12 protein-coding genes are annotated in these 12674 nt (G+C 65.1%); 3 read left to right on the forward strand and 9 right to left on the reverse strand.

All coding sequences use genetic code 11. The features are described 5' to 3' along the window. Positions 1–118 precede the first annotated feature (118 nt). The 4 genes from ACVIYL_RS12130 to lepA form a co-directional block, all read right to left on the reverse strand. Positions 119–1291 carry an acyl-CoA dehydrogenase family protein gene (locus ACVIYL_RS12130; protein ID WP_456778645.1) on the reverse strand — a complete coding sequence of 391 codons (1173 nt, stop codon included), beginning with the start codon at positions 1289–1291 and terminating at the stop codon, positions 119–121. A 161-nt stretch (positions 1292–1452) separates the two neighbouring features. After that, positions 1453–2679 carry an MFS transporter gene (locus tag ACVIYL_RS12135; RefSeq protein ID WP_076831136.1) on the reverse strand — a complete coding sequence of 409 codons (1227 nt, stop codon included), beginning with the start codon at positions 2677–2679 and terminating at the stop codon, positions 1453–1455. Between the two features lie 253 nt (positions 2680–2932). Further along, the gene (locus ACVIYL_RS12140) at positions 2933–3265 is read right to left on the reverse strand and encodes a hypothetical protein (RefSeq protein WP_456778646.1); all 333 of its coding nucleotides are present in this window, start codon (positions 3263–3265) and stop codon (positions 2933–2935) included. 100 nt (positions 3266–3365) lie between these two features. Continuing rightward, positions 3366–5177: a translation elongation factor 4 gene (gene lepA / locus ACVIYL_RS12145; protein WP_057019506.1), complete on the reverse strand. Its 1812-nt coding sequence runs from the start codon at positions 5175–5177 to the stop codon at positions 3366–3368. A 181-nt stretch (positions 5178–5358) separates the two neighbouring features. On the opposite strand from lepA, the gene ACVIYL_RS12150 reads away from it, so the two are divergent. Continuing rightward, the gene (locus ACVIYL_RS12150; RefSeq protein WP_456778647.1) at positions 5359–5628 is read left to right on the forward strand and encodes a M15 family metallopeptidase; all 270 of its coding nucleotides are present in this window, start codon (positions 5359–5361) and stop codon (positions 5626–5628) included. Between the two features lie 109 nt (positions 5629–5737). Further along, positions 5738–7351 (forward strand): glycosyltransferase family 39 protein, encoded by a 1614-nt coding sequence (locus ACVIYL_RS12155; RefSeq protein WP_456778648.1) that lies wholly within the window; start codon positions 5738–5740, stop codon positions 7349–7351. Between the two features lie 161 nt (positions 7352–7512). Here the strand turns inward: ACVIYL_RS12155 and ACVIYL_RS12160 are convergent, their stop codons facing one another. The 5 genes from ACVIYL_RS12160 to ACVIYL_RS12180 all read right to left on the reverse strand — a co-directional run bounded on the left by ACVIYL_RS12160 (position 7513) and on the right by ACVIYL_RS12180 (position 11507). After that, positions 7513–7839 (reverse strand): HPr family phosphocarrier protein, encoded by a 327-nt coding sequence (locus ACVIYL_RS12160; protein WP_028335869.1) that lies wholly within the window; start codon positions 7837–7839, stop codon positions 7513–7515. Continuing rightward, positions 7836–8237 carry a PTS sugar transporter subunit IIA gene (locus tag ACVIYL_RS12165; RefSeq protein WP_021076632.1) on the reverse strand — a complete coding sequence of 134 codons (402 nt, stop codon included), beginning with the start codon at positions 8235–8237 and terminating at the stop codon, positions 7836–7838. The genes ACVIYL_RS12160 and ACVIYL_RS12165 overlap by 4 nt, the downstream gene beginning before the upstream one ends. A gap of 212 nt (positions 8238–8449) precedes the next feature. Beyond that, positions 8450–8890, reverse strand: a complete 441-nt coding sequence (locus tag ACVIYL_RS12170) for an HPr kinase/phosphorylase (RefSeq protein ID WP_456778649.1) — start codon at positions 8888–8890, stop codon at positions 8450–8452. Further along, positions 8887–10695 carry a stimulus-sensing domain-containing protein gene (locus tag ACVIYL_RS12175; protein ID WP_456778650.1) on the reverse strand — a complete coding sequence of 603 codons (1809 nt, stop codon included), beginning with the start codon at positions 10693–10695 and terminating at the stop codon, positions 8887–8889. The genes ACVIYL_RS12170 and ACVIYL_RS12175 overlap by 4 nt, the downstream gene beginning before the upstream one ends. 110 nt (positions 10696–10805) lie before the next feature. After that, complete coding sequence (locus ACVIYL_RS12180) at positions 10806–11507, reverse strand: response regulator transcription factor (RefSeq protein WP_016843287.1); 702 nt, start codon at positions 11505–11507, stop codon at positions 10806–10808. 241 nt (positions 11508–11748) lie between these two features. On the opposite strand from ACVIYL_RS12180, the gene ACVIYL_RS12185 reads away from it, so the two are divergent. After that, on the forward strand, positions 11749–12483 hold the full coding sequence (locus ACVIYL_RS12185; protein WP_456778651.1) for a HugZ family pyridoxamine 5'-phosphate oxidase: 735 nt from the start codon (positions 11749–11751) through the stop codon (positions 12481–12483). Positions 12484–12674: the final 191 nt, after the last annotated feature.

Genomic DNA, 12674 nt, shown 5'->3' on the forward strand with positions numbered 1-12674 from the left:
AGAGCCGACATCGCGGATTTTTGAGTACACGCCCCGGTTCAATCTGGCTTCATCGCGCCTTAGTTTGATTAAGCATGATCTTTTCGGAAAACCGCTTCGCACTTTTCCGGATCATGCTTTAGCGCGCGGTCGGCGGAGCGCCGAGATTGCCTGCCAAAATCGCCTTGCCGGCGTCCTCGTACTGGGTGTCGCGGGCCTGGATCTGCTGCGCGATCGCATGCATGTCACGAAACCGTCGCTCGAACGGATTCTTGGCGAACACCGCGGTTGCCCCCGCCATGTGATAGGCGATGTCGACCACCGCGGCCGACTGGTGGATGGTCCAGGTCGAGGCGATGCGGATCGCGACGCGATGCGCCTCGGTGATCGGATCGCCGCGGACGAGATCGCTCCAGACGTCGCGGGCCGTCGTGTACAGATAGGCGCGCGCGGCGCGCAGGCTCGCCTCGGTGCGGCCGATCTGGCCCTGCACGGCGTTGTTGTCGCGCATCGCCTTGAGGCCTTGCGGGGTCTTGCCGCGGGCAAGCTCGGTCGCCGCGTCCAGCATGGCGCGCGCGACGCCGAGCGAGGTGGCGGCAAAGCCCATACTGAACACCATGTTGGTGGAGAGCTTGTAGAGCGGCCCCGGCTCGCGGCACGCGGCGGGATCGTCGCGCAGCGCGGCGAACTGCTCCGGAATGAAGAGGTTGTCGACCGAGTAGGAATCGGTGCCGGTGCCTTTCAGACCGATCACGTCCCAGACGTCATACATTGTCGCTGACGACATCGGGAACAGGATGGTGCGGATCTCCGGCGAACCGTCGGCCTTCTTGCGCGGTGAGCCGTCGGCCTCGACGACGCGGACATGGGCGCCGAGCCAGCTCGCCTGCCGCGAGCCCGAGGCGAAATCCCAGCGCGCGCTGGCGCGATAGCCTCCGGGCTCCGCACGGACCTCATGGGCGATCGCGCCCCAGGCCAGGATGCCGGGCGCGGTGTTGAAGATCTCGTGGGCCGCGTCGGGCTCGAGATAGGCCGCGGTCATGGCGCAGACGCTGCACTGGCCGAGGCACCAGGCGGTCGATGCATCGGCCTTGGCGATCTCCTCCTGCATCTGCATGAAGGCGTCCAGTGTCGCCTCGGCGCCGCCAAAACGCTTCGGCAGCAGCGCGCGGTACAGCCCGTTCTCGACCAGTGCCGCGGTGACGGATGGCGTCAGTCGCCGTGTCCGTTCGATCTCGTCGGCTTCACTCGTGATCAGCGGCGCCAGCGCGCGCGCCCGCTCGACAAGGTCGAATCCCTGCGGCTTGTTCATGCGTGTCCTCGGCGCCTTCTGTCATTCTTGTTGGGCAGGCCGGGCGATGGTGGCTCATCCGGCAGGAGAGGGCAAGGGAAGGCAAGGCGGGACGGCGCCGATGCAGATCAGCTATCCATCCGCTGTGCCGGTGCGCGCGAGTGTGACGAATGCAGCCGCGCTCAGGCGGCGGCGCGGCCGAGATCGAGCGACGGCTGGCGCTTGGTCGAGAAACTCAGCGCCACGGCGACCGCGGCGAGGCCGATCGCAAAGGAACCGGCGTGCAGCCACGTATAGCCGTGGAACGTGTCGAACACGTAACCGCCGGCCCACGGCCCGAGCGCCATGCCGAGGCTCGCGAAGGCCGACACCGCGCCGAACACCGTGCCCATGATGCGCGCGCCGAAGAACTCGCGCACCAGCACGGCGTAGAGCGGCATCACTCCGCCATAGGCCAGCCCGAACACGACAGACAGCGCGTAGAACTCGCCGAGCTGCGCCACCGCGAGATAGGTCGCGATCGACAGCGCCTGCACCAGGAGGCCGCCGACCAGGACCGGCTTGGCGCCGAGCCGGTCGGCGAGCACGCCGAGCAGCAGCCGGCCGCCGAGCCCGGAGAAGCCGGCGAGGCTGTAGACTGTGACCGCGGTGAGCGGCGCGATGCCGCACACCATGGCGTAGGACACCATGTGGAAGATCGGTCCCGAATGCGCCGCGCAGCAGGCGAAATGCGCCAGTGCCAGCGTGATGAATTGCGGCGTGCGCAGCGCCTGCGCCGCGGTCCATTCGGTTTGCGGCACGTTCGCGGCGGTCGGGATTGCGACGTCCGTTCCCTGCGGCGCCGGGCGCACCAGGAACGATGCGGGGATCAGCAACGCCCATGCGGCGATGCCGATCACGAACATCGCAAAGCGCCAGTCATAGGCCGTGATCAGCCAGCTCGCGGACGGCGCGACGGTCAGCGGCGATACGCCCATGCCGGCCGACACCAGCGCGACCGCGAGGCTGCGATGCTTGTCGATCCAGGCGCTGGCGAGCGCCATCATCGGCGCATAGAAGCTGCCGGCGGCGATCCCGATCAGCACGCCGAAGCAGAGCTGGAATTGCCACAGGCTCTGCGCCTGGCTTGCCGTCACGAGGCCAAGCCCGAGCAACAGGCTGCCCGCCAGCACCACGATGCGGGTACCGAAGCGGTCGGACAGCGCGCCCCAGGCGAACGCCGCAAAACCCATGCAGAGGAAATCCAGCGTCGCCGCCGCCGAGACGCCGGCGCGCGACCAGCCCATCGCATCCGAGATCGGCTGCAGGAACACCGCGAGCGACAGCATTGTGCCGAAGCCGACGCAGGTCATCAGCGCGCCCGCGCCGACGACGACCCAGCCATAATCCAACCGAGCGGCCTTGCTCATGCGTTTCCCCGGCGCTGTTGTTTGTTGTGGTGCGCGCAGGGAGGATGCTGGCCTATCTGAGGTCCAGGGGCAACATGACGGGCAACATGCCTCTCATTCCGGGATCAGCGGATTGTGCGTTGCATGCGCAAGATGTCGCAGCGAGGTGCGGCTAGAGCCTTTTCCGTTCCGATAGAATCGGAACGGGGCTCTAGATTCTTGCTTAGACGCGTTTTCTTCACGCGAACCGGGAGCCACTTCGCTCGAAAACGCTCTAGCCGCACTGCCAGGCGCGTCCGATCGGCGTCCAGGTCCAGCACGGGCCAAAACTGCCGCCATTGTAGCGGCCGCGGTAAAATCCGGGACGGCCGAAATAGTACCAATCCCCGCCATACCAATATTGCGGCGAATAGTCCGGGTAGCCGCGGGCGGCGCCGCGCGGGCCGAGCACCGGAATGGTTTGGTTCGGCGGCTGCCGGTAGCCGGGCAGGAAGCCATAGCCATGCCAGCGCGTGCTGCCGTGCCGCTTCTTCGAGGAGGCGGCCGAGCTCAGGTCCGGCTGCAGCAGTGCGAGGATGACGATCGAGAAGGAAAGGATGCGCAACATGATCGCAGTCTAGTCGGAGCGCGATGCAGTGGCGATTCAAATCATGGTGCGTTTTGTTGCTGGGACAAGATTGCGCAACAGACGCGCCGGCGGCGCCGCCTCAGCTGTCCACCTTGAGTGCGGCGATGAAGGCTTCCTGCGGTATGTCGACCTTGCCGAACTGCCGCATCTTCTTCTTGCCTTCCTTCTGCTTCTCCAGAAGCTTGCGCTTGCGCGTGATGTCGCCGCCGTAGCATTTCGCGGTGACGTCCTTGCGCAGCGCGCGGACGGTTTCGCGCGCGATCACCTTGCCGCCGATCGCCGCCTGGATCGGGATCTGGAACATGTGCGGTGGAATCAGCTCCTTCATCTTCTCGACCATGGCGCGGCCGCGGCCCTCGGCGCGGGTGCGATGCACCAGCATCGACAGCGCGTCGACCGGCTCGGCGTTGACCAGGATCTGCATCTTGACCAGATCGGCCGGCTTGTAGTCGGTCAGATGATAGTCGAACGAGGCGTAGCCCTTGGAGACCGACTTCAGGCGATCGTAGAAGTCGAACACCACTTCGTTGAGCGGCAGGTCGTATTTCACCATCGCGCGGGAGCCGACATAAGTGAGCTCCTTCTGCGAGCCGCGGCGGTCCTGGCACAGCTTCAAGACGCTGCCGAGATATTCGTCGGGCGTGAGGATCGTCGCCTCGATCCACGGCTCCTCGATCTCGGCGATCTTGACCACGTCGGGCATGTCGACCGGGTTGTGGATCTCGAGCTCGGTGCCGTCGGTCAGCTTCATCTTGTAGATCACGCTCGGCGCGGTCGCGATCAGATTGAGGTCGAATTCGCGCGACAGCCGCTCCTGGATGATTTCCAGATGCAGCAGGCCGAGGAAACCGCAGCGGAAGCCGAAGCCGAGCGCGGCGGAGGTTTCCATCTCGTAGGAGAAGCTTGCGTCGTTGAGCCGCAGCTTGCCCATCGCCGCGCGGAGCGTTTCGAAGTCGTTGGCATCGACCGGGAACAGGCCGCAGAACACGACCGGAATCGCCGGCTTGAAGCCCGGCAGCATCTCGCTGATCGGCTTCTTGTCATCGGTGATGGTGTCGCCGACGCGGGTGTCGGCAACTTCCTTGATCGCCGCGGTGATGAAGCCGATCTCGCCGGGGCCGAGCTCCTCGACCTGCTCCATCTTCGGCGTGAAGAAGCCGACGCGTTCGATATCGTAGGCCGCGCCGGTGCCCATCATGCGGATGCGGCTCCCCTTCTTCATCACGCCGTCGACGACGCGGATCAAGACGACCACGCCGAGATAGACGTCGTACCAGCTGTCGACCAGCAACGCCTTCAGGGTCGCGTCGCGGTCGCCCTTCGGCGGCGGCAGGCGGGTGACGATCGCTTCCAGCACGTCAGGCACGCCGACGCCGGTCTTGGCCGAGATCATCACCGCGTCGGACGCATCGATACCGATCACGTCCTCGATCTGCTGCTTGACCTTCTCGGGCTCGGCTGCCGGCAGGTCGACCTTGTTCAGGACCGGCACGATCTCGTGATTGTTGTCGAGCGCCTGATAGACATTGGCGAGCGTCTGCGCCTCGACGCCCTGGCTGGCGTCGACCACGAGCAGGGAACCCTCGCAGGCCGCCAGCGACCGCGAGACCTCGTAGGCGAAGTCGACATGGCCGGGCGTGTCCATCAGGTTGAAGATGTAATCCTTGCCGTCCTTGGCGCGGTAGTTCAGCCGGACGGTCTGCGCCTTGATGGTGATGCCGCGCTCGCGCTCGATATCCATCGAATCGAGCACCTGCTCCTTGCCCGCCATTTCACGATCCGACAGGCCGCCGGTCATCTGGATCAGGCGGTCAGCAAGGGTCGATTTGCCATGGTCGATATGGGCGACGATGGAGAAGTTGCGGATGTTCGAAATCGGGGCAGTTGTCATGGGCGCGGGATAGCATCCGCACCCCCGCGCGGGCAACCAAATTGCGGTATTTTGCAGCGGTGTGACGGCGAATCACGGCGGCGTTTCCGGCAGGGTTGCCGTGACCGATTTCCGGGCATGTTCCTGCCAGGTCCGGCGGCCCGAAAATCGTCTTTCGCGTTGCCGACACGGGCGGATGAGCATGCACGGCTACGCCGCCGCCATCGACCTCAACCTGAAAGTTTTGGATGACTGGCCGTGGGCCGGCAAGGGCAAGACCATGCCCTGCAACAACTGGATGCGGCGGGAGATCGTCGGCATCTTCGAGCGCCACGGATTCATCCGGGGCGGCAAGCGGCGTCACTACGATACCATGCATTTCGAGCACCGGCCGGATTTCCCCGAAAGTGAATCCGCTGGCTGGAGGCGTTCTCACGCCAAGCTGATTTCACTGGCCACAAAAACGCGCTAAAGCGCGCTGAAATGCGGATGAGCACTCATCGCGCTTCCGCTTCCATTCGGGCATGATCCTTCCGGGAAACCGCTTTCCACTTTTCCGGGGCATGCCTCAGGCACAGGCCATGTCGACCGCCTCCACGCTCCCCGCCGCCCGGCGCACCAACCGCAAGCTGACGATCCGGCGGATCGCCGCCTGGATCGCCTCGCGCGCCACCGATCCGAGGACCAGCCTGTGGTTCGTGATCGGCTTCGCGCTGGTTCATGCGGTGCTGTGGACGCTGATCCTGGTCAAGCTCAAGGCCGCACAGGACATCCATATGGATGTTGCGGAAGCCTATGCCTGGGGCCAGCGCTTCCTGCTTGGCTATGGCAAGCACCCGCCGCTGTCGGGCTGGATCGCCGGGGTCTGGTTCAGGATTTTTCCCGTCACCAACTGGTCGACCTATGCGCTTGCGATGACGACGGTCAGCTTCGCGCTGGTGGTGTGCTGGCTGATCGCGCTGCGCGTCGTCGATCGCCGTCGCGCGTTCTTCATGGTGGTGATGCTCGCGCTCTACCCGATCTTCAATTTCAAGGGCTTCAAATACAACGCCGATCTCGCGCAGCTGGTGCCGCTGCCGCTGCTGGTGCTGGCCTATCTGAACGCGTTCGAGAAGCGCAGCTTCAAATCGGGTCTCTGGCTCGGCTTTGCCGGCATGCTGGCGCTGATGACCAAGTACTGGGTGGTGACGATGATCGGCGCCGTCGGGCTGGCCGCGCTGATCCATCCGCAACGGACGCAATTCCTGCGCTCGCCGGCACCATGGGTTGCGATCGGCACGATGGCTGTGGCGATGATCCCGCATCTGGTGTGGCTGGAGGAGGTGGACTTCGTGCCGTTCACCTATGCAGGTGACGTCTATGCGCTGTCGAGCCGCGCACTCAACGTCCAGCTCGTGATCGGCTATGTCGTGCACAATGTCGGCTTGCTCGCGATTCCCGTCGTGCTGGGCCTCGTGGCGCTGCTGCTGGGCTCGGTGCCGTGGCGGCCGTCGGACGTGCTGGCGCGGATCTGGTCGCGCGGACCCAATCCGGCCGTCAATCTTCCGCAGGCGCTCAACGTCTGGATCATCCAGCTGATCGTCGCGATCGGACCGCCGCTCGGCGCGCTGGCGTTCACCGTCTATATCAAGACCGATTGGGGCATCCCGCTGTTCTTCCTGGTGCCGCTGGCGCTGGTCGCGATCCCCTCGCTTCGCTTCCCGCGCATGGCGCTGTTCTCGATCACCGCGATCTGGTTCGTGGCCACGGTCGCCACGCTGATCGCCGCCCCCAGCATCGCGACGCAGGAGATCGCGTCCAACCATATCGGCGGCTCGACCTACGCTGCGCGCTCCGAGCTCGCGCGCGAACTCACCCAGACCTGGCAGGACAGATTCCATTCGCGCTGGGCCGTGGTCGTCGCGCGCTCCGATATCGGCGAGCCGATGACGTTCTACAGTCCGGATCATCCGGCCTCGCTGGTGCCGGGCGAAGCCTGGTCGTCGGGGCTGACGTCGCTCGACGAAGCCAAGCGTCTCGGCTTCATCGGCGTCTGCGACACTACCGATCCGGTGTTCCTGAAGCCCTGCGAGGCGTGGATGGCGGAGCACGCCAAGGATGCCGAGCCGCTGGTGATGACCACCATGCGCTTCTTCAACGGCCATCCCGGTCCGTCGACGGTCTGGAAGGTCTATCTGGTGCCGCCGGCGAAGTAGCTGTCGCTCCCTCGCCCCGCGCTTGCGGGGAGAGGGTTGGGGTGAGGGGCTCTCGCCGCGATGGCGATCTATCGATAGACCTGTACCCCCTCACCCGGATCGCATCGTTCGATGCGATCCGACCTCTCCCCGCAAGCGGGGCGAGGTGAGAGGTGACTGCCTTACGTGCCTTCCTCGTTGAACTTGCTGGCGACGAGTTCGGCGATGGCGTCGAGCGCCTGCTGCGCTTCGTCGCCCTTTGCCGAGACCACGACCGTGGTGCCGGGCCCGGCGGCGAGCATCATCAAGCCCATGATCGAGGTGCCGCCGACGGTCTCGGTGCCGCGGGTGACCCAGATCTCGGCGTTGAAGCGCTCGACCAGCTGGACGAACTTGGCCGATGCCCGCGCATGCAGGCCGCGCTTGTTGACGATCAGGAGTTCACGGGAAATGGCGCCCGCTGGCACGCCCGGGCCGACCTGATTTCCGCCCGGGGCCTCGTCGCTCATTTGCCTGCGAGAACGCGGCTGGCGATGGTGACGTATTTGCGGCCGGCTTCCTGGGCCATCGCGATCGCGTCGGGCAGCGAACGCTCCTCGCGAACCTTGGCAAGCTTGACCAGCATGGGAAGGTTGATGCCTGCGAGCACTTCCACCTTCGGGCGGCTCATGCAGGAGATCGCAAGGTTGGACGGTGTGCCGCCAAACATGTCGGTGAGGATCGCAACGCCGTCGCCGCTATCGACGCGGTTCACCGCCTCGATGATGTCGCTTCGACAGAGATCGGAATCGTCCTCGGCCCCGATCGTAATCGCTTCAATTTGTTTCTGCGGACCCATGACGTGTTCGAGCGCCGCTCTGAACTCGTCGGCAAGGCGCCCATGGGTCACCAGCACTAGACCAATCATCGGAAACTCCTCGCGGGCGCCCTTTGGTGCACCGCACGAACGCGCCACTTTGACCATCCAGAGGCCCTGCGCAAGAGGGCATCTTGGCTAGTCTCCCGGTTCCTGGCGGTAGAGGGGAGGCTGCGCCGGCAAAATCCGACGCGATAGTGGATGTGATATGGTTACCAATTCCCTTCCCACAATTGGCCGCAAGGTTACGGGAACATGAACTTTCAGGTTGTCGTCAGCGCAGCGACAACCAGCGGCAGGGGTTGGAAGCCAGTGCCGACGGGAATTCGCGGTAACAAAACACCATTAAGGCGAACCATGAGCGCATCCGGTGGCGGCAGCCGCTCGGCGTCGTTAGCGGCGAGGTCGACGATCAAGCCGACCACGGCTTCACTTGCGAACGGACAATGGCGGATTCCGAGGCCTCGGATCTCGATCAGGCCAGCCAATTGCTGGACCGGACGAACCCACAATTGTTCGCCGGCTGTGTCGAGATGGACACGGTCATCCCCCACCAAAATGGCCGGCGGAAGCGCTCCGGTGCGCCCGGCGAGAATCAGGTCGAAGGCGAGACGCGACTTGCCGGCGCCCGATGGGCCGCGGATCAGCACCGCACGCTCGCCGACCAGAACGGCGGATGCGTGCACGCTTGAATTGTCGCTCATAGTGTCGGCAGCCTGACCACGAAGCGTGCGCCGGCGATGGTGGGTTTGCCGTCTGCGTCCGCAGCGCCAATGCGGTTCTCGGCCCAGATGCGTCCGCCATGTGCTTCGATGATCTGCTTGGAGATCGAAAGCCCAAGGCCGGAGTTCTGGCCAAACCCCTGGTGCGGCCGGTCGGTGTAGAAGCGCTCGAAGATCCGCTCCAGCGCGTCTTCGCCGATGCCGGGCCCGTCATCGTCGACCACGATCTCGACCTCACCGCGGCTGCGGCGGCAGACGATGCGCACCTTGTCGCCCGGCTTGGAGAATGATTGCGCGTTCGACAGCAGGTTCGAGATCACCTGGCCGAGCCGTGAATCATGGCCGGGCACAGAGAGCGTATCGGTCGGACCGCGGCCCTCGAAGCGGGCTTCGACGGCGACGTCGTGGCCGAGCCTGGTCTCGTTGGCGACGCCGGTCAGCGTCGTCAGCAGCCGCCGCAGATCGACCGGCGCCATGTCCTGGCGCTGCAATTCGGCATCGAGCCGGCTGGCATCGGAGATGTCGGAGATCAGGCGGTCGAGCCGCCTGACGTCATGCTCGATCACGGCGAGCAGCCGCGCGCGGCTGTTGTCGTTGCGCGCCAAAGGCAGCGTCTCGACCGCGGAGCGCAGCGAGGTCAGCGGGTTCTTCAGCTCATGGGCGACGTCGGCGGCGAACATCTCGATCGCCTCGATGCGGCTGTACAGCGCGTTGGTCATGTCGCGCAGCGCGCCGGAGAGGTGGCCGATCTCGTCGCGGCGCCCGGTGAAGTCGGGAATCTCGACGCGGGTCTGGATGCGGTGGCGGACGCGCTCGGCGCCGTCGGCGAGCCGTCGCACCGGGCCCGCGATCGTGCTCGCCAGCAGCAGCGACAGCATGATCATGACGGCAGAGGCGACGCCGCCGATCTTGAGGATGGCGAGGCGCTCGGACATCACCAGCTGGTCGATGTCGTCGCCCTGGGTGGTCAGCATCAACGCGCCGCGCACGGCGCGGAAATGCTGCACCGGGACGGCGACCGACACGATGATCGCGCCGCGCTCGGTGACGCGCACGGCGCTGCCCTTCATGCCCTCGAGCGATTGCGCGACTTCGGAATAACCCTTGCCGCCTTCGGGACCGAGCTCGCGATAGATCGGCAGGTCTCCGCGGTTGAGCCAGGTCTTGATTGTCGCCTTGGTCTTCTCATAGAGCGACGGCTTCTCCGACGGCGGCGGCAGCTCCATGCGCAGCACGTCGCCGCGTGCGAACAGATTGCGGCTGTCGAGGATCAGGCCGCCGTCGCGGTCGAAGATGCGGGCCCGCGTCTTGGTCGGCGCGATCAGGCGGCGCAGGACCGGCGCGACCCGCTCGGGATTGATCGGGAAATCCGCCGATTCATCCGGCTGGCCATAACTTTCGCCGGGCTTGAGGTCGAGCAGGCGATCGGGATCGATCGTGACGGTATTGCCTTCGACGGTGGCCGAGGCCGCGATCGCCTCCGAGATGATCTCGGCATAGACAAGGAGGCTCTGGGTGCGGGCCTCGATCAGGCCGGCACGGAATTGCGAGAGATAGAGGATGCTGGCGACCAGCGCGACGAGGCCGGCAAGGTTGAGCGAGACGATGCGGCGCGTCAGGCTCGAGAACGACAGCGCGAAGAAGAACTGACCGGCGCGGCGCAGCCAGCCGAGCGGACGGCGCCAGCCCTTGTCCTGCGCGACGTCTTCGGCAACGGCGTCCTGATCGAGGAGCTGTGACGCGTCCTCGGTATTCAGGCCTTGCTCGAGCTGCGTTCGATCAAGCACTGGCAAAGCTGCCGGTTGGTATGGATGTCGTCCCGCGAAGCAATCGTTCGCCCGAGCTTACCCCAGCCGTGCGGAGCCTGTCAGTTAACAAGCCGCCCGGGAAGCGCAGATCAGGCTTCCTTGAAGCGATAGCCGACGCCGTACAGCGTCTCGATCATCTCGAAGTCGTCGTCGACCACCTTGAATTTCTTGCGCAGCCGCTTGATGTGGCTGTCGATGGTGCGGTCGTCGACATAGACCTGGTCGTCATAGGCCGCGTCCATCAGCGCATTGCGGCTCTTCACGACGCCGGGGCGGGTGGCGAGCGCCTGCAGGATCAGGAATTCGGTCACGGTGAGGGTCACCGGCTCGTTCTTCCAGGTGCAGGTGTGACGCTCCGGATCCATCCGCAGCAGGCCGCGGTCCAGCGCGCGGGCGTCCGGCTCCTTCGGCGCGGCGGTCGGATCCTTCGGCTGACCGCGGCGGAGTACGGCCTTGACCCGTTCGACCAGCAGGCGCTGCGAGAACGGCTTGCGGATGAAATCGTCGGCGCCCATTTTCAGGCCGAACAATTCGTCGATCTCCTCATCCTTCGAGGTGAGGAAGATCACCGGCAGGTCGGACTTCTGGCGCAGCCGGCGCAGCGTTTCCATGCCGTCCATGCGCGGCATCTTGATATCGAGGATCGCGAGATCGGGCGGCGACGTGCGAAACCCATCCAGCGCCGACGCACCGTCCGTGTAGGTCATGATGCGATAGCCTTCGGCTTCGAGCGCGATCGAAACCGAAGTGAGAATGTTGCGGTCGTCGTCGACCAGGGCGATTGTGGGCATGTGCTGCTTTCACAATGAGAGTGGCTTAGACGGCGGGCACTCTGGCGACGCGCCGTAGAATTGGGCTTCGAACGCGGTCAACGAGCAATGCAAGCTGGGCTGAAGTGTGACCGAGTTCCGCAAAAATCCGCTTCTGCGACCCACGCGATGGGTCCCCATATAGCACCCTTAGACCATGAGAAAAGGCCCTTTTTTCATAGGGAACCCACCCGATTCGCCCATAAAATGACCCGATAGGCCCATGCAACCGACCGCCGACTTCGATCCTGCCCACCTTGCCCGCTCGCTGCTCCGCCGCAGTCGCCAGGGCGCCCTCGCCACGTTGATGGCCGGCACCGGCGATCCCTATTGCTCGCTGGTCAATCTGGCCAGCCATCCCGACGGCTCGCCGATCCTGCTGATTTCCCGACTGGCGCTGCATACCAAGAACATCCTGGCCGACAGCCGGGTGTCGCTGATGCTGGACGAGCGCGCCGAGGGCGATCCGCTGGAGGGCGCCCGGATCATGCTGGCCGGTCAGGCGGAGGAGGTTGTGGAGGCCGGGCGGGAGCTCGTCCGCCGGCGCTATCTCGGCGCCCACCCGTCAGCGGAAGCCTTTGTGGAGTTTAAGGATTTTTCGTTTTTCCGGATCAAGCCAAGCGGTGCCCATCTGGTCGCCGGGTTCGGCCGCATCGTGGACCTCAAACCCGCGCAATTCCTGACCGATCTCGGGGGTGCCGAAGCGCTACTGGAAGCCGAGCCCGGCGCGGTGGCGCATATGAACGAGGATCACCGCGAGGCCATGAATCTTTACGCGACGCGGCTGCTCGGTGCGGAAAGTGCCGAATGGCTCTGCACCGGCTGTGATCCGGATGGCATGGACATGCAGGCCGGCCGCGACACGCTGCGGCTGGATTTCCCTGAGCGCGTCACCACCGGCACCGAGCTGCGCAAGATGCTGGTGCGGCTCGCCGGCGAGGCGCGCGCCAACGGATAGCAAGGATAGGAGAAAGACCTGTCCGCACGGCGGCGCTGCGGCCGTGGCGAGGCATGGTGTCGCATGGCTGCGGCGGCGCGATTGCGCGATCGCCGAGGCGAAGTGTCCTTCAGCCGCGCGTCGCTTCCTGCTTGCGTAAGGTTTGACAGCGCGATCATTTCGCGCCGGCGTGTCTCGTCATCGCCTTGTTG

The sequence above is a fragment of the Bradyrhizobium sp. USDA 3315 genome, assembly GCF_054056795.1.

Excerpts from the sequence above, each read along its gene's own strand:
- ACVIYL_RS12130 (WP_456778645.1), bottom strand. The coding sequence starts at position 1,291 with ATGAACAAGCCGCAGGGATTCGACCTTGTCGAGCGGGCGCGCGCGCTG.
- ACVIYL_RS12135 (WP_076831136.1), bottom strand. The coding sequence starts at position 2,679 with ATGAGCAAGGCCGCTCGGTTGGATTATGGCTGGGTCGTCGTCGGCGCG.
- ACVIYL_RS12140 (WP_456778646.1), bottom strand. The coding sequence starts at position 3,265 with ATGTTGCGCATCCTTTCCTTCTCGATCGTCATCCTCGCACTGCTGCAG.
- lepA (WP_057019506.1), bottom strand. The coding sequence starts at position 5,177 with ATGACAACTGCCCCGATTTCGAACATCCGCAACTTCTCCATCGTCGCC.
- ACVIYL_RS12150 (WP_456778647.1), top strand. The coding sequence starts at position 5,359 with ATGCACGGCTACGCCGCCGCCATCGACCTCAACCTGAAAGTTTTGGAT.
- ACVIYL_RS12155 (WP_456778648.1), top strand. The coding sequence starts at position 5,738 with ATGTCGACCGCCTCCACGCTCCCCGCCGCCCGGCGCACCAACCGCAAG.
- ACVIYL_RS12160 (WP_028335869.1), bottom strand. The coding sequence starts at position 7,839 with ATGAGCGACGAGGCCCCGGGCGGAAATCAGGTCGGCCCGGGCGTGCCA.
- ACVIYL_RS12165 (WP_021076632.1), bottom strand. The coding sequence starts at position 8,237 with ATGATTGGTCTAGTGCTGGTGACCCATGGGCGCCTTGCCGACGAGTTC.
- ACVIYL_RS12170 (WP_456778649.1), bottom strand. The coding sequence starts at position 8,890 with ATGAGCGACAATTCAAGCGTGCACGCATCCGCCGTTCTGGTCGGCGAG.
- ACVIYL_RS12180 (WP_016843287.1), bottom strand. The coding sequence starts at position 11,507 with ATGCCCACAATCGCCCTGGTCGACGACGACCGCAACATTCTCACTTCG.
- ACVIYL_RS12185 (WP_456778651.1), top strand. The coding sequence starts at position 11,749 with ATGCAACCGACCGCCGACTTCGATCCTGCCCACCTTGCCCGCTCGCTG.